The following is a 24,289-nucleotide window of genomic DNA, read 5'->3' as shown; positions in this document are numbered from 1 at the left end:
ACAGGATTTTAGTCAGGAATCCCCACGCCGTTCCGCCCGCAGGCTTCCTGCCATACGGATTCTTGAGCGACAATCCTCACCTATGACCTTCATCGACAAACTGCGCAACCGCTGGCACGCCGCCAATTCGCTGCTCTGCGTCGGCCTCGACCCCGATCCGGCGAAGTTCCCGGACCGCTTCGTGGACGACGAGGATGCGTTGTTCGCGTTCTGCCGCGACATCGCCGATGCGACTGCCGAGTACGCCTGCGCGTTCAAGCCGCAGATCGCCTACTTCGCCGCGCACAACCACGGCGAGGCGGCGTTGCAGCGGCTGATCGCGCACATCAACGGGGCGCATCCCGAGGTGCCGGTGATCCTCGACGCCAAGCGCGGCGACATCGGCAGCACCGCCGAGCAGTATGCGGCGGAGGCGTTCGAGCGCTTCGGCGCGGATGCGGTGACGCTGAACCCGTACATGGGGCGCGATTCCGCTGCACCGTTCCTCCAGTACAACGACCACGGCTGCGTGTTCCTTTGCCACACCTCCAATCCGGGCGCGCGCGATTTCCAGGAACTCCCCGTGCCCGATGGGAGCGGCGGCAGCGAGCCGCTGTACCAGCGCATCGCGCGCACGATCGCCGACGACTGGAACGGCGACGGCAACTGCGCGCTGGTGGTCGGCGCGACCTTCCCGGAAGAGTTGAAGGTGATCCGCGACATCATAGGAGACATGCCGCTGCTGATTCCCGGCGTTGGCGCGCAGGGCGGCGACGTGGAAGCGGTGGTGCGCAACGGCCGGACCGCCGACGGCACCGGGCTGATGATCAATTCCTCGCGCGGCATCCTGTACGCCTCGCGTGGCGAAGGCTATGCCGAAGCGGCGGCGGATGCGGCGCGCGAATTGCGCGATGCGATCAACCGCCATCGCTGATGGTTCCCTTGCCGCCACCCTGAGCGCAGCGAAGGGCCTGCTTGTGATTCGTTGGAACAGGGCCTTCGCTGCGCTCGGGATGACAGCCCGAGCGCTCGGCGCCCCGACTGTGCAGCGCCTCAGCGGCGCAACGCCGCCCGCAGCACCGCGAACGGGAACCGCCCCCAGATCATCGCGAACACCGCAAGCCGCGTCGGCAGGCTGCGCCGGCCCGCCTCGAACCTGCGGAAATAGCGCCACAGGCCGCGATGCTTGTGCCATTCGACGAACAGCGGCCGCCGGCGCGACGACACGCCGCGCACGTGCAGCACCTGCACGTCGTTGGCGATCGCCACCGTCGCTCCGGCCAGGCGCGCGCGCCGGCACAGGTCGAGGTCTTCGGCATGCAGGCGGTAGCCTTCGTCGAAGCCGTCGATGCGCGCGAACAGCGCGCGCGGCAGCAGCATCAGCGCGCCGGACACCACATCCACCGGCTGCACCGGCCGCGCGGGATCGCGCGGCACCGACAGGTCGCGGGCGGCAGGCGAGCGCAGCATTGCGGCGAAGTCGGGATCGCGGCGGCGCGCGGCAGCATCGAACGCCCCGTCCTCGCCGCTCAGCTCCGCGCCGACCAGTCCGCCCTCCAGTTGCAGCGAGGCCGCGCGCAACCGCGCCAGCGTGTCCGCTTCGACGAAGCAGTCGGGATTGACGAAGGCCAGCCAGGGCGCGGCGCTGGCGCGCGCGCCCTGGTTGCAGGCCACCGCGAAGCCGGGGTTGTCGGGATTGGCGACGAAGCGCAGGCGCGGGTCGGCGACGGCGTGCCGCTGCACGAGTTCCATCGTCGAGTCGCGCGAATCGTTGTCGATCACCCGGATCTCGGTCACGTCGCGCGCCGCGCGCAGGCGCGCCAGGCATTCGTCGATGGTTTCCTCGCTGTTGAAGGCGACCACGACCGCGGCGATGCCGGCATCGTTCATGGCATCGCCTCGAACAGGTCCGCCTGCGGCGGCAACCGCGACAGGCGCGCGAGTTCCTCGCCCAATCGCTCGCGCAGGGCGCGCTGCGGATCGTCCATCAGCCACTGCGCGATGCGCGCGTGCCAGGCCGGCCAGCGCGCGGACAGCGTGTCCATGTCGCCGTCGCGCGGCGCGCCTTCGGCGGCGCGCAGGACGAACGCGGTTTCGCACAGCACGCTGCGCCCGCCCAGTCCCGCCATGCGCAGCGACAGGTCGATCAGCGCCGCGTACCAGGAGCGGTAGCTGGCGGCATCCAGCCCGCCGGCCTGCACGCGCGCGGCGCCGCGCAGCAGCACCGCGTGGCTCACCGCCGCCGGCAGTTCGGGACAGGTGCGGCCCAGCTGCGCGCAGGCCTGCGCCAGCAGCGACGGCGCGGCATCGACCGGCACGATTTCGCCGATCCGCGGCCAGGCCGCCGCTTCGCCGGCGTTGCTCCAGGGCGTGGCGGTGGCGATGGCGGGATCGCTGGCGAGGCACTCGGCCAGCCGCTCCAGCCAGCCGGGCGCGGGACGCGCGTCGCTGGCCAGCACCGCCACGTCCGCGTCGCCGCAGGCCTGCAGCGCTTCGTCGATGTGTGCGGCCTCGCCGACGGGCGAGGCGCGCCGGGTGTGCGCGGCCTGCAACGGCGTGCGCTGCAGCCAGCCCTCGATGATCGCGGCGCCGCGCGGGCCGGCCTGCGCGTTGTCGGCGAGCCACACGCGGGTGCCCGCGGGGGTGCCGGCGTCGAGCGCGGCCAGGCAGGCGTCGAGCGCGTCCTCGTCGGCGCCGACCGGCACCAGCACGATGGGCAGCGCGGCGTCGCCCCGGCTCACTTCTTCGGCTTGTAGATCGGTTCCAGCGCGCGGAAGCGGCTGCCGTATTCGTCGGTCAGCGCGCGCGCTTCCTGCGGGCTGCGCACCACGGTCGGGGTGATCAGCACGACCAGCTCGTCGCGGGTCTTGCTGCTGCCCTGCTGGCCGAACAGGCCGCCCAGCACCGGGATGCGGCTGAGGCCGGGCACGCCGGTGGCGCCGCGGCTGTTGCCTTCGCTGATCAGGCCGGCCAGGACGATGGTCTCGCCGCTGGTCGCCACCGCGCTGGTGGTCACCTTGCTGGTGTCGATGCGCACGTTGCCGTTGTCGTCCGGGTTGCCCACCGGCTTGCTCACTTCCTGGGCGATGTCGAGGAAGACCATGCCGTCGCGCGCCACGCGCGGGCGCACCTTGAGGATGATGCCGGTATCGATGTATTGCACCGAGTTGTAGGTGCCGTTGTCGCTCCCGTTCTGCGGGTTGAAGCTGACCGACGTGATCGGAATGCGCTGGCCGACGTTGAGCATGGCCTCGCGGTTGTTCTGCGCCATCACCGAGGGCGAGGACAGGGTGCGCACGTCGGTGACGCTGTCCAGCGCCTGCACGATGGCCGCGGCGTTCTTGCCCAGGAAGGTCCAGCTGAGCAGGTTGCCGGCGCTGTTCGGCAGCGGGCTCACGCCGCCGGAATAGCTGCCCCAGCTGTTGCGGCCGGTCGGATAGGGCAGGTTGCCGGCGGCGTCCGAGGAGAGCGCATGGTCGAAGAACCAGCTCACCCCGTACTGCAGCTCGCCCTTCAGCGCCACGCTGAGCACCTGCGCCTCGATGTGCACCTGCATCGGCATCACGTCGAGGCGTTCGATCACCTGCCGGATCGACTTCCACTGCGACGCGCTGGCGCGCACCAGCAGGGAGTTGGTGTCCTCCACCGCCGACACGCCGACCTCGCTGCCGCCGATCTTCAGCGTCACCCGGCCGTTGCCGGATGTGGCCTGCGGCAGGTTGCCGCCTTCGCCGCGGGTGTCGCCGCCGCCGGACATGCCGTCGCGCCCGGCGGCCGCATCGTCGCGCAGCTCGACGCCCTGCACGCCCGGCATCAGCGACGCGGAATCGCGCTCGCCGCCGCCACCGCTGCCGCTGCCGCCGAACACTTCGGCCAGGCGGCTGGCCAGGTCGCGCGCCTTGATGTACTTCAGTTCGTACGAGAACAGCTGCGCGTCGCCGCTGCCGCCTTCGATGCGGTCGATCCACTGGCGGATCTCGTCGAGGTAGGCCGGCTGCGCGGTGATCACCATCACCGCGTTGGTGCTTTCCAGCGGCATGAAGCGGAACATCCCGGCCACCGGCGTGTTGCCCTGCGCGCCGAACACCCGCTCCAGGTCCTGCGCCACGTCGCTGGCGCGGCCGGACTGCAGCGGATAGACGCCGACCGACATGCTGGACATCCAGTCCACGTCGAACACCTGGATGGTGCGCAGGTAGTTCTCCAGCTCGGCGCGGGTGCCGGCGACGGTGAGCACGTTGCGCCCGGCGTCGACGCTGACGATGGAGCCCTGTCGCGCGTACGGCTTGAGGATCTTCTCCATCTCGCCGGCCGAGATGTAGCGCAGCGGCACCACCCGCGATTCGAAGCCGCGCGCCAGCGCCGGCGAGCCGGTGCGCGGCACCACCCCGTTCAGCAGCGCCTGGTCGGCCGGCACGATGTTGTAGCGGCCGTCGGCATAGACCATGCGCGCGCCGTTCTGCGCCAGCACCTGGTCGAGCAGGTTGAGCGCGCCGGCCGCGCCGACCGGCTTCTGGGTGGTCACCGTGACCGTGCCCTGCACCCCCGGGGCGATGCTGTAGTTCTGGCCCAGCATGTCGCCGAGGACCGCCTTCACCACCGCCTGCAGCGATTCGCCCTCGAAGTTGAAGCTGGCCTGCCCGCTGCTGGCCAGCGCCGGCGGCGGCGCGCTGGCGACGGACTGGTTGATGACCAGGCCGTTGCCGCGCTTGATCACCGGCTGCGGCCCTTCGCCGCCCAGTTCCTGCAGGACGTCCTGGCGGATGCCGCCGGCGCTGGTCGCGGTGTCCGCGCTGCCCGGCTGCGCGGGCAGCTGCCCGGCGCGCTGCATCTTCGGCTGCGGCGCGCCGGCGCAGGCGGCCAGCAGGCAGGCCAGCAGGGCGAGCAGGAACGCGCGCGGCGTCGGGCGGGAAAGGGTCGGGTTCATGGCATGCATGGCGATCGTCATCTGGCGGGCCCGGACAGCGGGCGCAGGCGCGCGCCGCCGTCGCCGGCGTTCTGGTTCTGGGACTGTTGCCGCATCTGCGCGCGACGCGCCTCGATGCGGCGGCGGATGTCCTCGATGCGGCGCGCTTCGTCCGGCGGCTGCGCGGGTTCCGCCGCGGGCGGCGGCGGCGGTGGCGGCACCGCGGACGGCGCCGCGGCATCCATCTGCGTGTCCGCGCCGCGCATCGCGATCGGCGGCGCGCCCGCGACGCCGAACGTACGCAGCTCCAGCGTGGTCTGCCCGCCCGGCCCGTCGAACACGGCCTTGCGCGGCTGCACCTCGACCAGCCGCCAGCCGGTCGCGCCTTCCGGCACGCCGCCTTCGCGCACCCGCTGCGGTTCGCCGCCGGCGGCGGGCAGCAGGATCGCCAGCCGCACCTGCGGGCTGATCAGCACCCCGGTCAGCTGGAAATCCAGCGAGGCGCTGTTCGCGCCGTTGCCGCCGTCGTCGGGACCGATCGCCACGAACGCGCGCGGCCGGCGATCGGCGGTGAACAGCGGGCGCGCGGCGGCTTCGGCGTACTGGCCCAGCGGGCCGATCCGCTCCTGCCCCGCCGGCACCGGCGTCGGCAACGCCAGCGCGGCCGACGCCTGGGTCTGCCCGAGGCGCGACCCCAGCCCCAGCAGCGCGGCCAGCCACAGCAGCAGCGCCCAGCCGCAGGCCGCCGCCAGCGTCCAGGTCAGCGGGCCGGCCTGCGCCAGCCGCTGCCAGGGGCCGCGTTCGGCGCTCATGGCGCGCCTCCCGCCGCCGGGCGCAGGTAGCCGGACAGGTTGAAGCCCACGTCCAGCCCGCCTTCCTGCGGCTGCGCGCTGCCGGGCACCGCGAAATAGCGCTGCGCGGTGATGTTCAACGCATCGACGAACAGCCACGGCCGCGCCGATTCCAGCGCGTGCAGCACCGCCAGCGTCTCCGCGTTGCCGCAGCGCAGCCGCACCTGCACGGTGACCTTGCGGTAGCGCCCGCCCTGCGCGTCGTCGCCCAGCGGCGTACGGTTGACGATGGCGCAGCCGCGGCTGCCGGCGCTGGCGTCGCCCACCACCCGTTCCAGCTGCTGGATCAGGGCGGCGGCGGCCAGTTCGGCGGTCGGTTCGGCGAGGAAGCCGGCACCGCCCTGCGCGTCCAGCGCCGCCAGCCGCTGTTCGACCTGCGGGCGCTGCGCCAGCAGGCCGCGCAGGCGGGCGTCGCGCTCCTGCAATTCGCGGATATGCGCGTCGGTCTCGCGCAGCGGCGCCACGAACAGCGGATGCAGCACCAGCAGGTACAGCAGCCCCAGCACCGCGAGCAGCAGGGCCAGCGCCAGCCAGCGGTCGCGTTCGGCGCGGATCACGGTGCGGCCTTCGCGGCCGATGCCGCGGCCGGCTGCGCGGTCGCCAGCTTGGCGACCAGGGTGAAGCGGTCCATGCGCGCGCGCGGATCCTGCTGCAGCGCGCCGCTCAGCGCCGGCGCGCGCCACTGCGGCGCGCCTTCCAGCTTGCCGACCAGCGCCGCCGCCTGGCTGGACAGGCCGATCAGGGTCATCTGGTCGCCGTCGATGGCGAGCCGTTCGAGATAGGTGCCGTCCGGCAGGCGCTGCGCCAGCGCGTCCATCACCTCCACCGTGGGCGGGCGGCCGCTGCGCTGCGCGCGCAGGTAGGCCGCGCCTTCCACCGCGTCCAGCACGCGCTGGCGCCGGGCGGAGATCGCGCGCGCCTGCGGCTCCCGCGCGGCCATCCCGGCCTGCAACGCGGCGGCGGCGGCCTTGCGGTTGTCCAGCAGCTGCGTCATCCCGGCCGTCAGCGCCAGCAGCGCGGCCAAGGCCAGCACCACGTTCCAGCGCCGCCAGGGATTGCGCCGCGCCTGCCGCTGCGCCGGTGGCAGCAGGTTGACGCCGAGCGCGCGGCCGTCGGCATCGGCCAGATCGACGCCGGCCAGCTTCGCCGCCAGCCCGCCCAGCGGCGCGGCGGCGGCCTCGAATTGCCGGCGCGGCACCACCACCAGCTCGACCTGCAATTGCCCGTCCTCGCGCGCCCGCACGATGCGTCCGTCGAACAGCACGTCGGCGGCCGCAAACGGCGTCTGCCGCTCGATCTCGAACCCCAGCACCTCGCGCAGCCGCTCGCGCGCCGCGGCCGGCAGCAGCAGCGGACGGCGCAGGCCCAGCGACGCCGGCAGCAGCAGCCAGCGCGGCAGCGCGGCAGCGCGGTCGCGCAGGACGCCGGTCAGCGGATCGGTGTCCGCCGGCAGCGGCAGGGGCAGCACGGCCAGTTCGCGCAGTTCGTCGCCGCGCTGGTGGCGCAGGCGCAGTTCGCCGCCGTCGGCGCGCAGCAGCAAGCGGTCGTTGCCGGTGGCCAGCGCCTTGCGTGTGCGCGCCGGCAGCCACGCGGCCAGCCCCGCGCCCCACCAGGCCAGGAATCCGCGCAGTCCGGAGCCGGGCCAGGCCCGGCGCAATGCGGAGGCAGCACTCACTTCGCAGCGCCCTCCGCCTGCCAGCGCAGTGTGGTGTAGGTCGAACCCGGCAAACCGTTGCCCCCCATTCGCATGACCACCGAAAGTCGCGTGCTGCGCCCATCGGTGAGTCGGGCACGGCTGTCGATACTATACGTGCCGCTGCCCGGCGGCGGTGGCGCGTCCGGATCGATCGGTGCGGCCGGTTCGTCCAGTCCCATCGCCTTGCGTACGAGCGCATCGGCGAACGCCGCGTCCGGCATCGCCCGCCCGGTATGCACGGTCAGGTGCGGCGCGGCGGCGGCGAACAGCGGCGGCCGCATGCCCAGCACCTGTTCGAGTTCGGCGACGGTGTCGAACGGCGCGTCCTTCGCGCCCCAGGCCAGCCCCGCCGCCGCGTAGTCGGCGTCTTCCGCACCGCCGGCCGGCTGGCCGAGGCTGTCGGCGTCGCGCCAGTCCACGATCGCGCCGGCCAGCCGCACTGCGGATTCGCGCGGCTCTCCCAGCGCCGCGAAGAACGCCTGCAAAAGATCGAACGAAGCCGCGTTGAGGTCGATCTTCGCCGCCTCGTCGCGCACGCTGACATGCACCGGGATGCCGTCGAAGTCGAAACCGTAGTCGCGCCCGTCCGCCGCCCAGCGCCGCGCCGGATCGGGGTCGAGCATCCGCGCGGCCGCGTATTCGACGCCGGCGCGCGCCGCTTCCCGCGCCACCGCGCTGCGCGCCAATCCATTGCCTTGCAGCGACTCCACCCGCGCGCCCAGCGCATAGCCGGCGACCAGCCCGCTCAGCAGCAGGATCAGCCACAGCACCAGCAGCAGGGCGGCGCCGCGCGCGGCCTTCATCGGTCGCCTCCGGTGACGGGCGGCAGATAGCTGCCCGCCAGCGGCAGCGCCACGATCATGTCCGGCCAGGCGCCGCGGGCGTCGCGGATGCGCACGCGCACCTGCAGCGGCAGCGCCTCCGGCGTCTTCCAGTCGGGTTCCCACGCGCCTGGATGGCCGTTGGCGTCCAGCGTGCGGTAGGCGAATTCGGCGCCGGCCAGTTCGTCGGCCAGCGGTTCGGGCGGGCGCGTCGCCGGCAATGCCTTGCCGGCCTGCACCAGATGGAACGCGACATCGAGCGTCTTGCCCGCGCCGGCATCGCGCACCTCCAATTCATGCAGGTGCGGCCCGCCGCGGCCGAGGTAGTCCGGCAGGTCGGCGACGAAGCGCATCGAATGCGCGTCGCCGGCGAAGCGCTGCTGGCGGCCGCTCTGTTCGTCGAGCGCGAACACGATGCCCTGCGCACCGCCGATCCGCTGACGCAGGAAGGTGGAGACCGCGCGGATGCGTTCGTTGCGCTGCGACAGCGCTTCGCCGCGCTCCACCGTGGCGGCGGCCGCGCGCAGGATGCCGAACGCCAAGGCCAGCGCCGCCGCCAGCAGGGTGGTCGCCAGCAGCACTTCCATCAGGGTGAAGCCGGCCGCGCGCGCGGCGCTGCCGGCCCGTCGCGCGTGCGCCTTCGGACGCGGCGGGTGAGCCGGCGCGAAGCCGCATGTCCGGCGCTTCACGGCGCGCTCCCGGCCGGCGGCGGCAGGACCAGCCGCAGGGAGGTGAGGTGCAGCTGTTGCTGTGGCCCGCCGTCGCCCCACTGCACGTCCAGCTGCACGTGCAGCAGGCGCGCCGCGAACGGGTCCTCGGGCGCATCGGTCGCGCGCGGCTGCGGGTCATGCCACGGCGCCACCGCCAGCTGCCAGCGATAGCGGCCGTCCTCGAACGTCCCGTTCTCGCGGCCCGGTTGCAGCAGCGCGTCGGCGCGCTCGTCCAGCAGCGATTGCGCGTGCAGCGCCGCCTGCCCGGCGTCGCCCGCCTGGCGCAGCTGGCGGCTGGCCCCGGACAGCGTGCCCAGCAGCAGGGTCAGCCCCAAGGCCAGCACGCCGAAGGCGATGATGATCTCGATCAGGGTGAAGCCGCTGGCCGCCGCGCGCCCGTTCATCGCGGCGCCTGCACGCGATGCACGCGCACCTCGCCGGTCAGCCAGGCCACATCCACGTCCCAGCCGCCGCCGTTGGCGGCCAGCCGCACCCGTCCGCCGGTGGCGGCGCCGTCGGGAAAGAAGCGCACCGCGCCCTTGCCGGCGTCCGTCCGGTTGCCATCGGCCTGCCCGGCGCGCATGCCGGTGAACACCAGGTCGCCGGTATCCGGCAGCCGGCCGGTACGGCCTTTCGCCGCCGTCCACGCGCGCGCCTGCGGGTCGATCACGAAGTCCTGCGGCGTGCCCGTGCTGATCGCCACCGCGCGGGTGAAGCGCAGCTGCGCGGCGATGTCCTTCGCCGCGCCGTGCAGGCGCGCGCCGCGCAGGCCGCCGCCGAACGCGGACGCCGCCAGCAGCGTGGCCGCCGCGATCAGCACCAGCACCACCAGCATCTCCAGCAGCGTGAAGCCCGCCGGCCGCCCGCGCACGCGCCCGCCCTGCCCGCGTCCTGCTTATTCGTAGCGGATGTCGGCGTTCACGCTGTCGCCGCCGGGCTGGCCGTCCGCGCCCAGGCTGACGATGTCGAACGCGCGGCCTTCGCCCGGGGTCTTGTACTGCATCGGGTGCATCCACGGGTCGTTGAGGTCGCCCTGCTTGGCGTACGGGCCCAGCCAGCCGGCGACGCCGGCGGGCGCGGCCACCAGCGCGTTCAGGTCGGCCGGCAGCGCGCCGGTGTCCATCTGGAACTGCTGCACCTTCTCGGCCAGCGTCTGCACCTGCGCCTGCGCCAGCTTGACCTTGGCGCGGTCGCCGCCGCCGAGGATGCGCGAGGCGGCGAATGCGACGATGCCGCCGATCAGCACCACCACCACGATGATCTCGATCAGCGAGAAGCCGGACTGCGCGGCCTTCGCGACGGGACGGAAATTGCGACGATCACGCATTGCACTGCCTCGCACTGGATGGAAATTCGGATACCGGGAAGACCGCCGTGCGGCGCTCATCCCACCACATTCGTCAGATCGTAGATCGGCGCCAGCACCGACAGGATCACCACGCCCACCACCGCCGCCAGCACCAGCGTCACCGCCGGCACCAGCGCCGCCAGCAGGCGATCCATCGCCGCCTGCGTTTCCTGTTCGAAGGTGTCGGCGGTCTTCAGCAGCATGACATCCAGCGCGCCGGATTCCTCGCCCACCTGGATCATCTGCAGGGCCAGCCGCGGGAAGCGCTTGCCGCGCGCCAGCGCCGTGGACAGGCCGATGCCGTTCTTCACTTCGCCGGCGGCCTCGTCCACGTCGGCGGCCAGCACGCGGTTGTCCAGCACGTTGCGGGCGATGCCCAGCGCCGGCAGCAGCGGCACGCCGTTGCGCAGCAGCGTGCCCAGGGTGCGCGCCAGCCGCGCGGTGTCGAGCTTGGCGACCAGCGGGCCGGCCAGCTTCCGCTGCAACAACCAGGCGTCGAAGCGGCGCATGAACGCGGGATCGCGGCGCTTGCGTTCCAGCCACAGCACCGCCAGCAGCGGCAGCGCGAGGATGACGATCCACCAGCCGCGCACGAACACGCCCACGCCCAGCACCAGCCGCGAGAACCACGGCAGCTGCGCGTCCAGGCTGTCGTACATCGCCGCGAACTGCGGCACCACGTAGCCCAGCAGGAACAGCAGCGACAGCCCGACCATCGCCAGCAGGATCGCCGGGTACACCAGCGCGTTGATCACGCGGGTGCGCAGCGCGCGCGAGCGCTCCAGATAGTCGGCCAGCCGTTGCAGCGTCTCGTGCAGGCTGCCGCCGGCCTCGCCGGCGCGCACCATGTTCACGTACAGCCGGCCGAACGCGCCGTGCTGCCGCTCCAGCGCCGCCGACAGCGACGCGCCGCCGCGCACCGCCTCGCGGATGTCCTCGACGATGCGCCTGGCCGCCTCGTCCTCCGGCAGCTCCAGCAGGATGCCCAGCGCCCGGTCCAGCGGCTGCCCGGCGCCGAGCAGCGTCGCCAGCTGCTGGGTGAACTGCACCAGCCGCGCGCCGGCAAAGGGCTTGGGCTTGAACAGCGCGCGCCACGGCGCCTCGCCGCCCGCCTCCGACGCCGGCTTGGCCTCCACCGGCAGATGGCCCTGCTCTTGCAGGCGCGCCGCGACCTCAGCTTCGCCGGCGGCCTCCATCTGCCCGTCCAGCAGCTCGCCGCGCGCGTTCAGCGCCTTGTAGCGGTACAGCGCCATCGGCTCAGGCGTCCTCGGTCACGCGCAGGACTTCCTCGATGGTCGTCTCGCCGCGCAGCGCCTTGATGATGCCGACCTCGTACATCGTCGCCATGCCGGCCTGACGCGCGAGCTTCTCGATCTCGTCCATGCCGGCGTGGCGCATCACCGCGCGGCGCACCTCGTCGTCCATCACCAGCAGTTCCATGATGGTGGTGCGGCCGAGGTAGCCGGTCGGCGACAGCGCGGACGGCACCGCGCGATACAGGAAGATCTCGCCCTGCGGCTGGAAGCGGCGCAGGCCGAATTTCTCGATCTCCTCGGGCGAGGCCGGGTACTTCTCCGCGTGCGTGGGCTCCAGCCGGCGCACCAGCCGCTGGGCGAGGATGCCGTTGACGGTGGAGGTGAGCAGGTAATCCTCGACGCCCATGTCCAGCAGGCGGGTGATGCCGCCGGCGGCGTTGTTGGTGTGCAGCGTGCTCAGCACCAGGTGGCCGGTGAGCGCGGACTGGATCGCGATGCGCGCGGTTTCCAGGTCGCGCATTTCGCCGATCATGATGATGTCCGGATCCTGGCGGACGATGCTGCGCAGCGCGTTGGCGAAGTCCAGCCCGATCGCCGGCTTGGCCTGGATCTGGTTGATCCCCTCGATCTGGTATTCCACCGGGTCTTCGACGGTGATGATCTTGACCTTCGGGGTGTTGAGCTTCGACAGCGCGGTGTACAGCGAGGTGGTCTTGCCCGAGCCGGTCGGTCCGGTCACCAGCAGGATGCCGTGCGGCTGCTCCAGCACCTTCTGGAAGCGCGGCATGAACGCGGCGCCGAAGCCGAGGCGCTCGAAGTCCAGCACCACGGTCTCGCGGTCGAGCAGGCGCATCACCACCGATTCGCCGTGCGCGGTCGGCACGGTGGACACGCGCAGGTCGAGTTCCTTGCCCTGCACGCGCATGACGATGCGGCCGTCCTGCGGCAGGCGGCGCTCGGCGATGTTGAGCCGGGCCATGATCTTGATGCGGCTGATGATCGCGGCGGTGAGGTTGGCCGGCGGGCTTTCGCCCTCCTCCAGCACGCCGTCGATGCGGTAGCGCACCTTCAGCCGGTTCTCGAAGGGTTCGATGTGGATGTCGGAGGCGCGCAGTTCCACCGCGCGCTGGATCACCAGGTTGACCAGCCGGATCACCGGCGCTTCCGAGGCGAGGTCGCGCAGGTGCTCGACGTCGTCGAAGCCTTCCTCGCCCTCGGCGTTCTCCACGATGCTGTCCATCGCGCTGCGGCCTTGGCCGTGCCAGCGTTCGATCAGTTCGTCGATCTCGCTGCGCAGCGCCACCGCCGGCCGCACCTCGCGCCCGGCCGCCAGCCGCACCGCGTCCAGCACGTAGCCGTCCTGCGGATCGGCCAGCAGCACGTCGACGTGCCCGGCATCGGCCGCCACCGGCACCACGTGGAACTGCTTCATGAACTTCAGCGCCAGCGCCGCCTCGTCCGGCGGCAGCTCCGGCACGTCGCGGGCGCTGCGCAGCGGCAGGCCCAGCTCGGCCGCGCAGGCTTCGGCGTGGTCGCGCTCGGAGACCAGCCCCAGCCGCGCCAACAGCAGCAGCAGACCGCCGCCGTCCTGCTCATGCAGGCGGCGCGCGCGCGCCAGGTCGGCGTCCTTCAGCTTGCCGCGCTGGAGCAGCAGCGCGACGACGCGCTCGTCGGCGTCGTCCGGCATGGGTTCGAGCTGGCTTGCGACTGCGTTCACGCGCGGCACCCCGGAAATCCGCCGCCGACTTTAGCAGGCCGGGGGCTCGCGCCGGAACGGAAACGCCCGGCGGCTCGCGGGCCACCGGGCGTTTTCGTCACATCGCCAATGCCGGATCGCGGATCGTCAGCCGACCCACACCCGCGCGTTGCGGAACATCCGCTGCCACGGCGAGTCCTCCGGCCAGTCGGCCGGCGCCCAGCTGAAGTTGGCGCTGCGCAGGGTGCGCTCGGGATGCGGCATCAGGAGGGTGGCGCGACCGTCGCGGCTGGCGACGCCGGCGATGCCGTCGGGCGAGCCGTTCGGATTGGCCGGGTAGCTGTCGGCGATGCGGCCGCCCTCGACGTAGCGCGCGGCGACGTCCACCGCGCCCTGGTCGATCACGTCGGCGAACACCGCGCGGCCTTCGCCGTGCGCCACCGCCACCGGGATGCGCGAGCCGGCCATGCCGCGCAGGAACACCGACGGCGATTCGCCGATCTCCAGCAGCGCCAGCCTCGCCTCGTACTGCTCGCTGGCGTTGCGTTGGAAGGTCGGCCAGTGCTCCGCGCCGGGGATGATGTCGCGCAGCTGCGCCATCATCTGGCAGCCGTTGCAGATGCCCAGCGAGAAGCTGCTGTCGCGGGCGAAGAACGCCGCGAACATGTCGCGCAGCGCCGGGCGTTCGAGGATCGAGGTGGCCCAGCCGCGGCCCGCGCCCAGCACGTCGCCGTAGCTGAAGCCGCCGCAGGCGGCGAAGCCGTGGAAGTCCTTGAGGTCGAAGCGGCCGGCGATCAGGTCGCTCATGTGCACGTCGAAGGCGTCGAAGCCGGCGCGGTCGAACGCGTAGGCGGTTTCGATCTGGCTGTTGACGCCTTGCTCGCGCAGGATCGCGACCTTCGGCCGCGCGCCGGTCGAAACGAACGGCGCGGCCACGTCCTCGGCGGCGTCGAACGCCAACACCGGCTGCAGGCCCGGCGCATCGAAGCGGCGCGCGGATTCGCGTTCGCTGTCGGCGCAGTCCGGGTTGTCGCGCAGCTTCTGCATCGCGTGGGTCACCGACCACCAGGCATCGAACAGCTCGTCCCAGCGCCACTGCGCCAGTTCCTCGTCGCCGTCGGCGATGCGCACCATCGGCGCGGTGGTCGGCACCGCGATGCGCTGCGCGCATTCGATCAGGCCGTGGCGGGCCACCAGGTCGGCGAACGCGGCGCGTTCCTCCGTCGGCACTTGCACCACCGCGCCCAGCTCCTCGTTGAACAGCACCCGCAGCGGGTCGCCGGTGCGGCCGTCGCCCCAGCCGTCGAGGCGGATGTCGAGGCCGAGGTGGGAAGCGAACGCCATCTCGCACAGCGCGACGAACACGCCGCCGTCGGAGCGGTCGTGGTAGGCCAGCAGCAGGCCGTCCTCGCGCGCGTCGCGGATCAGTTCGAACAGCGCGCGCAGGCGCTGCGGGTCGTCGAGGTCGGGCGCTTCGCCGCCGAATGCGGGCAATGCCGCACCGCTCGCCTTTGACAAAGACGTGGCTTCGGGGTGGCACTGGGCCAGCACCGAGCCGCCCATGCGCTGGCGGCCGCCGCCGAGGCCGAGCAGCCACAGTTCGGATTCGACGTCGCGCCGCAGCAGCGGGGTGAGTTGGCCGCGCACGTCGACCACCGGCGCGAACGCCGAGACGACCAGCGACACCGGCGACACGGACTTCTGCGCCACGCCGTCGCTCGACCACTGCGCCTGCATCGACAGCGAATCCTTGCCGACCGGGATGCCGAGTTCGAGTTCGGGGCACAGCTCCATGCCCACCGCCTTCACCGCGTCGAACAGGCGCGCGTCCTCGCCGGCGTGGCCGGCGGCGGCCATCCAGTTGGCGGACAGCTTGATGCGGTTGAGCGATTCCACCGGCGCGGCGATCAGGTTGGTGATCGCCTCGCCCACCGCCATCCGCGCCGAAGCGGCGGCGTCCAGCAGGGCGAGCGGGGTGCGTTCGCCGACGCTCATCGCCTCGCCGGTGAAGCCGTCGAAACCCGAGAGCGTGATCGCGCAGTCGGCCACCGGCATCTGCCACGGACCGACCATCTGGTCGCGTGCGGTGAGGCCGCCGACGCTGCGGTCGCCGATCGTGATGAGGAAGGACTTGGCGGCGACCGACGGATGGGCGAGCACGCGCAGGCCGGCCTCGCGCAGGTCGAGCGCGTCGGTTTCCGCCTGCGGCCAGCGCGGCGGCGCGGGATGCGCGGTGTCGCGGTGCATCTTCGGCGGCTTGCCGAACAGCACGTCCATCGGCAGGTCGATGGCCGGCGCCTGGCCGTCGTAGCCCACCCGCAGGTGTTCCTCGGCGGTGGCGGTGCCGACCACCGCGAACGGGCAGCGTTCGCGCGCGCACAGCGCGGCGAACTCGGCCACGCGCGACTGGGCCACGCCCAGCACGTAGCGCTCCTGCGACTCGTTGCACCACAGCTGCATCGGCGAGAGGGACGGATCGTCCTTCGGCACCTGGCCGAGATCGATCACGCCGCCGACGCCGGAGTCGTGCAGCAGTTCGGGGATGGCGTTGGACAGGCCGCCCGCGCCGACGTCGTGGATGCACAGGATCGGGTTGTCTACGCCGCGCGCCACGCAGCGGTCGATGACTTCCTGCGCGCGCCGCTCCATCTCCGGGTTGTCGCGCTGCACCGAGGCGAAATCGAGGTCTTCGGCGGAATCGCCGGACGCCACCGAGCTGGCCGCGCCGCCGCCGAGGCCGATCAGCATCGCCGGGCCGCCGAGCACGATCACCGCGTCGCCCGGCGAAAGCCGCAGCTTCTCGACCTGCCCGCGGTCCATCGCGCCGAGGCCGCCGGCCAGCATGATGGGTTTGTCGTAGGCGCGGGTGAGGCCGTCGCCTTCGTGCAGCTCGAAGCTGCGGAAATAGCCGGTCAGGTTGGGCCGGCCGAACTCGTTGTTGAACGCCGCCGCGCCCAGCGGGCCGTCGAGCATGATCTCGAAGGCCGAGGCCATGCGCGGGTTGAGCGCGCGCGCGCCCTCCCACGGCTGCGGCAGGGTCGGGATACGCAGGTGCGAGACCGAGAAGCCGGCAAGGCCGGCCTTCGGGCGACCGCCGCGGCCGGTAGCGCCCTCGTCGCGGATCTCGCCGCCGGCGCCGGTGGAGGCGCCAGGGAACGGCGCGATCGCGGTCGGGTGGTTGTGGGTTTCGACCTTGATGCAGAACGCACTGTCGGTGGCCGGCTCGCTGTGGTACTGCTGGGTCGCCGGGTCGGGCCGCCAGCGCGAGGCGGCGTAGCCTTCCACTACCGCCGCATTGTCGCTGTAGGCGGACAGCACGTGCTCGGGCGTCTGCGCCTGCGTGTTCTTGATCATCTTGAACAGCGAAAGCGGCTGCGGCTGGCCGTCGATGGTCCAGCTGGCGTTGAAGATCTTGTGCCGGCAGTGCTCGGAATTGGCCTGCGCGAACATCATCAGCTCGATGTCGTGCGGGTCGCGGCCCAGCTCCGCATAGCGCATGCGCAGGTAGTCGATTTCGTCGTCGGCCAGCGCCAGCCCGAGGCGCGCGTTGGCCGCCTCCAGCTGCGCCAGCGGGATCACCTCGACCTCGCCCGCGGGCTGCGCCGCGAACAGCTCCGCACCGGCGTCGCGCGCCTCCAGCAGCGACTGCGTCATCGGGTCGTGCAACGACTTCGCCAATGCCGCCTGCGCGGCGGCCTCGTCCGGCCAGCCCACCAGGTCGATGCGCAGGCCGCGCTCGACCCGCTTCACCGGCAGGCCGGCGCCGCGCAGCAGTTCGGTGGCCTTGCTGGCCCAAGGCGACAGCGTGCCTAGGCGCGGCACCACGAAGCGGCTGACCGCACCGGCCTCGGCGGCGGCGTAGCCCGCTTCGGCCTGCAGGATGCGGCGGAGCGCGGCGGCGTCCGGCGTTGCGCCGGTTTCGGGGTCGATCCAGTAGCCGTGCCAGGCGCCGGCGATGCGCAGGCCGGGCGCGAGGGTCTGGAGACGGGCTTGCAGGCGGTCGCGGCGGAACGGCGACAGGGCGGGCGCGCCCTCGAGGACGATCATGTCCGGCAACGGTTGGGGACGGCCCGCCATTGTAGCCGAGCCGCGCGGGCCCGGCCGGCGACCGGGCTCAGCCGGCCGCCTTGTCCTTCGCCAGTTCGTCCAGCCGCTGCAGCAGCGCGTCCGGCGGCAGGTAGCCGCCGACCATGCGGCCGTCGTCGGTCAGGATCATCGGCGTGCCGGTCAGGCCCATGCGCAGGCCGGCGTTGTACTGCATGTCCACCGGCGAGCGCGCGCACGGGGCCTGCAGCACTGCGCGGTCGTTCTTGGCGTCGGTCAGCGCCTTGCGGCGGTCCGGCGCGCACCACACCGCCACCATCTTCTGGTAGTCGGGCGTGCCGATGCCGGCGCGCGGGAACGCCATGTATTCCACCCGGATGCCGCGCCTGGTGTACTCGGCGATGTCGGAATGGAACTTGCGGCAGTAGCCGCATTCCACGTCGGTCAGCACCACCACCGTGTGCTTGGCGGCGCCGGCGGGGGCGAACACGATGCGGTCGGCTTCCGGCAGCGTCGCCAGCACGTCCTTGCGCACGCCGGCCATCGCCATCTCGCCCAGGTCCTTGCGGTTGGCGATGTCGAGCAGGTCGCCCTGGAACAGATAGCGGCCGTCGTCGCTCACGTAGATCACCTGACCGCCGGCGATGACCTGGCGGAAGCCGGGGATCGGCGCCGCGGCGATGCGCTCGACCTGGATGCGCGGGTTCAGCGCGCGCAGGGCATCGCGCACGCGCGCCTCGGGCGTGCCGGCGGCGAACGCGGGCTCCTTCACCGTCGGCGAAGGCTTGGCGGCGACGGGCGCGGGCGCGCCGGCCTGCTGCGCGCAGGCGGACAGGCTGAGGCTGAGCAGGGCGGCGAAGACGAGGCGTTTCATCGAGACTCCGGAAGCTGGCGCTGCGTCCGACCGGGAGCAAGCCGCCAAGGTTCCGCATTCTCGCATGCGTGCCGGCCACGCACCTGAAGGCACACCCGCGCTCAGGCGCGGGGATGGTGCAGCGCGTGCAGGTTGCGCAGGCGGTCGCGCGCGACCAGCGTGTAGATCTGGGTGGTGGTCAGCGAACTGTGGCCGAGCAGCATCTGCAAGGCACGCAGGTCGGCGCCGTGGTTGAGCAGGTGGGTGGCGAAGCTGTGGCGCAGGCCGTGCGGGCTGATCCGGGCCGGGTCGATGCCGGCCGCCGCCGCGTGCCGCTTCACCAGTGCCCAGAACGCCTGCCGGGTCGGCGCGCCGCCGCCCGCCTCGACGAACAGCGCCTGCACCGCGGCCGGCGCGCGCGCGCCGGCCAGCAGCGCCGGGCGCGCGTCGCGCAGGTAGCGCTCCAGCCAGTGCTGCGACTCCTCGCCCAGCGGCACCAGCCGCTCGCGGCTGCCCTTGCCGGTGACCCGCAGCACGCCCTGGCGCAGGTTGACCGCGGTGCCCGGCAGGCCGACCAGCTCGCTCACGCGCAGGCCGGCGGCGTACATCAGTTCCAGCATCGCGCGGTCGCGCAGGCCGGTCGGGGTGGCGACGTCGGGCGCGTCCAGCAATGCCGCCACCTGCGCCTCGGACAGCGCCTTGGGCAGCAGCCGCGGCAGCTTGGGCGCCTGCAGCAGCGCGCAGGGATCGTCCGCGCGCACGCCGGTCCGCACCGCCTGTGCGTAGAACGCGCGCAGGCAGGACAGCAGCCGCGCCGCGCTGCGCGGGGAATAGCCGGCGCCGGCGCGCATCGCCAGGTAGTCGAACAGGTCCTCCCGCCGCGCCGCCGCCAGCGGCGGGCGGCTGGCGTCCAGCAGCCAGCGCGCCAGTCCCTGCAGGTCGCTTCGGTAGGACGACAGGGTGGCCTGCGACAGCCCGTGCTCGGCCCAGGCCGCGTCCAGGAAACGCTCGATGCCGCTGGCGTCCGCGTCCGCCAGCGGCGGCAGGCGGCGGGACAGCTGGCGGCGGTCGGCGACGGTCGGCATCGTCCAAGCGTAGCCGCTGCAGCCGCCTATCGTCGGCATGGCCGCCTGTATCCTGTCGCGATGCGCGACCGCGAACGCTCCCCCACCCTCATCGGCTGGCGCCTGCTGGCGCTGCTGTACGACTTCTTCCCGCTGCTGGCGCTGTGGTTCCTGGCCGCCGCCGTCTTCACCCTGGTGCGCGGCGACGCGGTGCGCGGGGGCTGGCTGGGGTTGCTGGAGTTCGCGACGTTCTGGCTGATCGCCGGCCTGTACGCCACGCTCAGCTGGCGGCGCGGCGGCCAGACCATCGGCATGCGGCCGTGGCGGCTGCGGATCGTCGATGCCGGCGGCGGCGCGCCGTCGCCGCGCGCGCTGTGGCTGCGCTACGCGGTCGGCGGGCTGTCGCTGCTGGCCGGCGGCCTGGGCTTCTGGTGGGCCTGGCTCGACCGCGCGGGCCTGACCTGGCACGACCGCGCCAGCGGCACGCAGATGCAGCGGTTGGCGAAGCCGTCGAAGTAAGCGCGCGCTCCCGCGCCTGCGCTGGTTTTTCTGACGCGGATCGACGCGGATCAAATCCGATCCAAGGAATCGATCCGTGCAGTTCCGCATCGATCCGCGTCCGAAACGCGTTGTCGCGCGAAGCCGCCTGCCGTCAGCTGCTGCGCCGCCGGAACATCAGGTACGACACCGCCAGCATCACCAGCGGCGGCAGCGCATAGGCGATGCGGAAATCGAAGCGATACACGCCGGCCAGCCTCGAACTGATCGACTGCAGGACGAAGAAGCTGAGCGCGAACACGATGCCGATGAACACGCGCTTGCCGTAGCCGCCGCTGCGCAGCGAGCCGAACGCGAACGGCATCGCCGCCAGGCACAGCGCCAGCACGTTGAACGGATAGAACCAGCGGCTCCAGTAGACCCGCTCGAAGTCGGCCGCTTCCAGGCTGTTGCGCTTGCGGTAGTCGATGCTGGCGCGCAGGTCGCCGCTGCCCATGCTGTCCGGCTTGGTGACGCTGGAGGCCAGCGCGGCCTCGTCCAGCTGCGAATCCCACAGTTCCTGCGGCGAGCGGCTGCGGCGCACCGAGCGCGCGTCGAAGAAGGTGCGCTCGACGTTGCGCAGCACCCAGCGCTTGCCGCGGTGCTCGGCGACGTCGGCGTTGGCGACCGAGCGCAGCCGGCCGTCGTCCTGGAATTCGAACAGGCGCACGCCGCGCAGCTCCAGCCAACGCTCCTCGCCGCGCTGCTTCTGCTCGCCGCTGCGCGCGTTGAGGAACATCCCGCCCTCGCGCGCCCACAGCCCGCTGTATTTCGACACCACCATGTCGCTGTTGCGCACCGACTTGATGACCTGCGCACGCTCCTCGCCCCACGGCGCCAGCGTCTCGCCGTTCACCACCATCAGCCCGGTGAGCAGCGCCAGCGACAGCGCCACCGACAGGCTCAGCCGCCAGCGCGACAGGCCCAGCGCGCGCAGCGCGGTCAGCTCGGACGAGGCGGCCAGCTGGCCCAGCCCCATCAGCACGCCGATCACCGCCGCGGTGGGGAACAGCACGTAGGCGCGCTTGGGAATGGTCAGCCCGGTGGCGGCGATGGCGTGGTTGATGGTGTAGCCGCCGCGGCCGAGGCTGTCCATCTCGCCGGCGAACGCCTGCACCACGTCCAGCCCGAGCAGCACGCCCCAGGCGGCAAGCACGGTGACCACCACCGTGCGGGCGATGTAGCTGTCGTGCAGCCGCGGCCAGTGCTTCATCGCTTCCACCTCGGCCGCGCCACGCGGCCATCGCGCGCGTACAGCCAGATGCCGAGCCCCAGCATCGGCAGCAGCAGCCACCACAGCCCGGCGGCGACCGGCAGCTTGCCTTCGGCCAGCCAGCGCGTGCCCAGCATCATCATGAAGATGCCGACCAGGTAGGCCAGGAACGCCAGCAGCATCGCGCCGTGGCGGGACTGGCGCGGCGAGCTGCGCGCCATCGGCACCGCCATCAGCGCGAACGCCAGCGCCAGCAGCACCGGCGCGATCCGCCAGTGCAGCTCGGCGCGCGACGGCGCGGCGGCGTTGCGCAGCAGCGCCAGCGTGGGCTGGAACTCGGGATCGTCCAGCTTGCTCGAATCGTCGGACTGCGGCAGTTCCATCTCGTTGCGCTTGTAGTGCATCAGCCGGTAGTCGAGGTCGGCGCCGCTGGCCGGCCCTTCCACCCGGAACCCGTCCAACAGCGCCAGCACGCGCACGCCCTGGTCGCGGTACAGCTCACCGCTGCCGGCGGTGGCCACGTCCATGCGGTCGCCGCGCTCGCGGAAGATGAAGATGCGCGACAGCCGCCTGCCGTCGCTGGACATCTCGCCGGCGTAAGCCACGCCGCCATTGGACATCGGGGTGAAGCGGCCCGGCTCCAGTCCGGCCACCAGCAGGTTCTTGTTGGCCTCGATGACCATGCCGCGCGCCATCTGGTTGGCCCACGGCCCCAGCCACAGCGAGCAGGCGCCGATCAGCGCCACCACCGGCAAGGCGACCAGCAGCAGCGGGCGCAGCAGCCGGCGCGGCCCGACCCCGGCGGCGGTCAGCACGTGCATCTCCGAATCGCGGTACAGCCGGCCCACCGACAGCAGCAGGCCCAGCAGCAGCCCCAGCGGCAGGATCAGCGGCAGGTAGCCCACCAGCCGCAGGCCGAGCTGCGACAGCAGCAGCGTCGGCGGCACCTTGCCGCTGGCCATTTCGCCGATCAGGTCGGCGAACACGCCGCCCAGGCTGACCATGCCCAGCACCACCAGCGCCGCGAGCACGGCGCGGGCGAATTCGGCACTGAGGTATCGGTCCAGCTTCGGCATCGGGCCTGCTTGCTCCGCAACATGCTTTAGAATCGGGGGTTCTCCGCGCGGCAGCATGAGCGCCCGACACGGCCGCGCATTGTAAGCGACGCCAGCCCGCCTGCCCGTGGTTCCGCCAGCGGGCCGCGCCCGCCTTTTTTGGACATCCAGCCCGGATACCCTGTTCGATGAGCCTCGAATTCAGCCTAAACCAGACCGCCCCCGCCTCCGCCAGCGTCGACTGCGTGATCGTCGGTGCCTTCGCCGACGGCAGCCTGACGCCCGCCGCCGCCGCCCTCGACGCCGCCAGCGGCGGCCGCCTCAAGGCGCTGGTCGAACGCGGAGACGTCTCCGGCAAGACCGGCAAAACCGCGCTGCTGCACGACCTGGCCGGCGTGGCCGCGCCGCGCGTGCTGGTGATCGGGCTGGGCGAGCCCGGCAAGTTCGGCGTGCCGCAGTACCTCAAGGCGGTGGGCGACGCCGCCCGCGCGCTCAAGAGCGGCCCGGTGGCGTCCGCGCTGTTCACCCTGGCCGAAGTCGAGGTCAAGGGCCGCGATGCCGCCTGGAACGTCCGCCAAGCCGCCATCGCCGCCGACCACGCCTGCTACCGCTACGTCGCCACGCTGGGCGCGAAGAACCGCAAGCGCGACGACAAGGGCCTGGCCCAGCTTCAGATCACGGGCAGCGACGCCGCCGCGCTGGCGCAGGGCGTCGCGATCGCCGCCGGCGTGCGCTTCACCCGCGAGCTGGGCAACCTGCCGCCCAACATCTGCAACCCGGCCTACATCGCGCAGCAGGCGCAGGACTTCGCCGCGCAAAACGAAGGCGTGGAATGCGAGGTGCTGGACGATGCCGCGATGGAAGCGCTCGGCATGGGCTCGCTGCTGGCGGTGGCGCGCGGCAGCGCGCAGCGCCCGCGGCTGGTGGTGCTGAAGTACAACAACGCCGGCGACGCCAGGCCCTACGTGCTGGTCGGCAAGGGCATCACCTTCGACACCGGCGGCGTCAACCTGAAGACGCAGGGCGGCATCGAGGAAATGAAGTACGACATGTGCGGCGCCGGCAGCGTGCTCGGCACGTTCGTGGCCGCCGTCGGCATGCGCCTGCCGGTCAACCTGGTCTGCATCGCCGCAGCGGTGGAAAACGCCATCGACGGCAACAGCTACCGCCCGTCCGACGTCATCACCAGCATGTCCGGCAAGACCATCGAGGTCGGCAACACCGACGCCGAGGGCCGCCTGATCCTGTGCGACGCGCTGACCTACGCGCAGCGCTTCCAGCCGGCCGCGCTGGTCGACGTCGCCACCCTGACCGGCGCCTGCATGGTCGCGCTGGGCAAGTACGCCACCGGCGTGATGACCAAGGACAGCTTTGATCTCGCCCGCGAGCTGATCGACGCCGGCGAAGCCGTGTTCGACCGCGGCTGGCAGCTGCCGCTGTGGGACGAATACCAGCCGATGCTGGATTCCGCCTTCGCCGACGTCTACAACATCGGCGGCCGCTGGGCCGGCGCGATCACCGCCGGCTGCTTCCTGTCGCGCTTCACCGACGGCCAACGCTGGGTGCACCTGGACATCGCCGGCTCGGCTTCCGACGACGGCAAGATGGGCATGGCGACGGGCAGGCCGGTGGGCATGCTCAGCCAGTGGCTGCTGGACAGGATCGAGAAGTGAGCGCAGAGAAGTGAGGAGTGAGTGAAAGCGCCCTCCTCACTTCTCACTCCTCCCCACTCACTCCTGCCTTTATGCCCCGCGCCGACTTCTACCTGATCGACAAGCCCCGCTTCCGCGAGCAGCCGCTGCTGCTCGTCTGCGAGCTGGCCAAGCGCGCCTTCTCGGCCGACCTGCCGACCCTGGTGCTGGCCCGCGACATGGCCCAGGCCGAGGCGCTGGACGACCTGCTGTGGTCGTTCGACCCCGACGAATACCTGCCGCACCAGATCGCCGGGATGGACGAGGACGAGGACGAAGCGCCGATCCTGATCGCCGCGCCCGACGCCGACGCGCCTGCGCGCCCGCTGCTGATCAACCTGCGCGACGCCGCCCCGGCCGGCAGCTTCGAGCGCGTGCTGGAAGTGGTGCCCGCCGACCCGGCCGCGCGCGGCCCGCTGCGCGAACGCTGGAAGCATTACCAGTCGCTGGGGTTCGACGTGAAGAAATACGATATGTGACCCGCACCGTCATTCCCGCGAAGGCGGAAATCCAGTTTTCGCTCTTTCCAGGAGCTGGATTCCCGCCTTCGCGGGAATGACGAACCAACG

Annotated in this window: 22 protein-coding genes; 4 read left to right on the top strand and 18 right to left on the bottom strand. The window is 72.2% G+C overall.

What is annotated here, in order from left to right:
- Positions 1 to 82 precede the first annotated feature (82 nt).
- On the top strand, positions 83 to 913 hold the full coding sequence (pyrF, locus tag H9L17_RS10525) for an orotidine-5'-phosphate decarboxylase (RefSeq protein WP_187569408.1): 831 nt from the start codon (positions 83 to 85) through the stop codon (positions 911 to 913).
- A 119-nt stretch (positions 914 to 1,032) separates the two neighbouring features.
- On the opposite strand, the gene H9L17_RS10520 is transcribed toward pyrF, so the two are convergent.
- The 16 genes from H9L17_RS10520 to xerD all read right to left on the bottom strand — a co-directional run bounded on the left by H9L17_RS10520 (position 1,033) and on the right by xerD (position 19,284).
- Complete coding sequence (locus H9L17_RS10520) at positions 1,033 to 1,869, bottom strand: glycosyltransferase family 2 protein (RefSeq protein ID WP_187569407.1); 837 nt, start codon at positions 1,867 to 1,869, stop codon at positions 1,033 to 1,035.
- Complete coding sequence (locus tag H9L17_RS10515) at positions 1,866 to 2,720, bottom strand: glycosyltransferase family 2 protein (protein ID WP_246455075.1); 855 nt, start codon at positions 2,718 to 2,720, stop codon at positions 1,866 to 1,868. The genes H9L17_RS10520 and H9L17_RS10515 overlap by 4 nt, the downstream gene beginning before the upstream one ends.
- Positions 2,717 to 4,906: a type II secretion system secretin GspD gene (gene gspD, locus H9L17_RS10510; RefSeq protein ID WP_187569406.1), complete on the bottom strand. Its 2,190-nt coding sequence runs from the start codon at positions 4,904 to 4,906 to the stop codon at positions 2,717 to 2,719. Before gspD ends, H9L17_RS10515 begins: the two co-directional genes overlap by 4 nt.
- A gap of 17 nt (positions 4,907 to 4,923) precedes the next feature.
- A complete protein-coding gene (locus H9L17_RS10505) occupies positions 4,924 to 5,697 on the bottom strand; it encodes a general secretion pathway protein GspN (protein ID WP_187569405.1) in 774 nt (257 codons plus the stop codon).
- A complete protein-coding gene (gspM, locus tag H9L17_RS10500; RefSeq protein WP_187569404.1) occupies positions 5,694 to 6,293 on the bottom strand; it encodes a type II secretion system protein GspM in 600 nt (199 codons plus the stop codon). Before gspM ends, H9L17_RS10505 begins: the two co-directional genes overlap by 4 nt.
- On the bottom strand, positions 6,290 to 7,411 hold the full coding sequence (locus tag H9L17_RS10495; protein WP_187569403.1) for a PilN domain-containing protein: 1,122 nt from the start codon (positions 7,409 to 7,411) through the stop codon (positions 6,290 to 6,292). Before H9L17_RS10495 ends, gspM begins: the two co-directional genes overlap by 4 nt.
- Positions 7,408 to 8,235, bottom strand: a complete 828-nt coding sequence (locus H9L17_RS10490; RefSeq protein ID WP_187569402.1) for a type II secretion system minor pseudopilin — start codon at positions 8,233 to 8,235, stop codon at positions 7,408 to 7,410. The genes H9L17_RS10495 and H9L17_RS10490 overlap by 4 nt, the downstream gene beginning before the upstream one ends.
- On the bottom strand, positions 8,232 to 8,840 hold the full coding sequence (locus H9L17_RS10485; RefSeq protein ID WP_187571939.1) for a general secretion pathway protein GspJ: 609 nt from the start codon (positions 8,838 to 8,840) through the stop codon (positions 8,232 to 8,234). The genes H9L17_RS10490 and H9L17_RS10485 overlap by 4 nt, the downstream gene beginning before the upstream one ends.
- A gap of 98 nt (positions 8,841 to 8,938) precedes the next feature.
- A complete protein-coding gene (gene xpsI, locus H9L17_RS10480; RefSeq protein ID WP_187569401.1) occupies positions 8,939 to 9,367 on the bottom strand; it encodes a type II secretion system protein XpsI in 429 nt (142 codons plus the stop codon).
- A complete protein-coding gene (gene xpsH / locus H9L17_RS10475) occupies positions 9,364 to 9,798 on the bottom strand; it encodes a type II secretion system protein XpsH (RefSeq protein WP_425507421.1) in 435 nt (144 codons plus the stop codon). The genes xpsI and xpsH overlap by 4 nt, the downstream gene beginning before the upstream one ends.
- A 60-nt stretch (positions 9,799 to 9,858) precedes the next feature.
- Entirely contained in the window at positions 9,859 to 10,290 is a 432-nt protein-coding gene (gspG, locus tag H9L17_RS10470) for a type II secretion system major pseudopilin GspG (RefSeq protein ID WP_187569399.1), read from the bottom strand.
- Between the two features lie 56 nt (positions 10,291 to 10,346).
- The gene (gene xpsF / locus H9L17_RS10465; RefSeq protein ID WP_187569398.1) at positions 10,347 to 11,564 is read right to left on the bottom strand and encodes a type II secretion system protein XpsF; all 1,218 of its coding nucleotides are present in this window, start codon (positions 11,562 to 11,564) and stop codon (positions 10,347 to 10,349) included.
- A 4-nt stretch (positions 11,565 to 11,568) separates the two neighbouring features.
- Positions 11,569 to 13,284, bottom strand: a complete 1,716-nt coding sequence (gene gspE / locus H9L17_RS10460) for a type II secretion system ATPase GspE (protein WP_187569397.1) — start codon at positions 13,282 to 13,284, stop codon at positions 11,569 to 11,571.
- Between the two features lie 126 nt (positions 13,285 to 13,410).
- The gene (gene purL, locus H9L17_RS10455; protein ID WP_187569396.1) at positions 13,411 to 17,310 is read right to left on the bottom strand and encodes a phosphoribosylformylglycinamidine synthase; all 3,900 of its coding nucleotides are present in this window, start codon (positions 17,308 to 17,310) and stop codon (positions 13,411 to 13,413) included.
- 67 nt (positions 17,311 to 17,377) lie between these two features.
- The gene (locus tag H9L17_RS10450; protein WP_187569395.1) at positions 17,378 to 18,181 is read right to left on the bottom strand and encodes a DsbC family protein; all 804 of its coding nucleotides are present in this window, start codon (positions 18,179 to 18,181) and stop codon (positions 17,378 to 17,380) included.
- 101 nt (positions 18,182 to 18,282) lie between these two features.
- A complete protein-coding gene (gene xerD / locus H9L17_RS10445) occupies positions 18,283 to 19,284 on the bottom strand; it encodes a site-specific tyrosine recombinase XerD (RefSeq protein ID WP_246455073.1) in 1,002 nt (333 codons plus the stop codon).
- Between the two features lie 21 nt (positions 19,285 to 19,305).
- On the opposite strand from xerD, the gene H9L17_RS10440 reads away from it, so the two are divergent.
- Complete coding sequence (locus tag H9L17_RS10440; RefSeq protein WP_187569394.1) at positions 19,306 to 19,743, top strand: RDD family protein; 438 nt, start codon at positions 19,306 to 19,308, stop codon at positions 19,741 to 19,743.
- Between the two features lie 133 nt (positions 19,744 to 19,876).
- Here H9L17_RS10440 and lptG read toward each other — a convergent pair whose 3' ends face one another.
- Both lptG and lptF read right to left on the bottom strand, forming a co-directional pair.
- Entirely contained in the window at positions 19,877 to 20,974 is a 1,098-nt protein-coding gene (gene lptG / locus H9L17_RS10435; RefSeq protein WP_187569393.1) for an LPS export ABC transporter permease LptG, read from the bottom strand.
- Positions 20,971 to 22,050 carry an LPS export ABC transporter permease LptF gene (lptF, locus tag H9L17_RS10430; RefSeq protein WP_187569392.1) on the bottom strand — a complete coding sequence of 360 codons (1,080 nt, stop codon included), beginning with the start codon at positions 22,048 to 22,050 and terminating at the stop codon, positions 20,971 to 20,973. Before lptF ends, lptG begins: the two co-directional genes overlap by 4 nt.
- A 167-nt stretch (positions 22,051 to 22,217) precedes the next feature.
- Here lptF and H9L17_RS10425 point away from each other — a divergent pair, with 167 nt between their 5' ends.
- Together H9L17_RS10425 and H9L17_RS10420 are read left to right on the top strand one after the other, a co-directional pair.
- Positions 22,218 to 23,702, top strand: coding sequence for a leucyl aminopeptidase (locus H9L17_RS10425; RefSeq protein WP_187569391.1), 1,485 nt, complete (start codon positions 22,218 to 22,220; stop codon positions 23,700 to 23,702).
- A gap of 71 nt (positions 23,703 to 23,773) precedes the next feature.
- Positions 23,774 to 24,199 carry a DNA polymerase III subunit chi gene (locus tag H9L17_RS10420; RefSeq protein WP_187569390.1) on the top strand — a complete coding sequence of 142 codons (426 nt, stop codon included), beginning with the start codon at positions 23,774 to 23,776 and terminating at the stop codon, positions 24,197 to 24,199.
- The last annotated feature ends 90 nt before the right edge of the window (positions 24,200 to 24,289 follow it).

Source organism: Thermomonas brevis (genome assembly GCF_014395425.1).
GTDB lineage: Bacteria > Pseudomonadota > Gammaproteobacteria > Xanthomonadales > Xanthomonadaceae > Thermomonas > Thermomonas brevis.
Note: the sequence above shows the minus strand (reverse complement) of the source record. Positions and strands in the feature narration are given on the sequence as shown.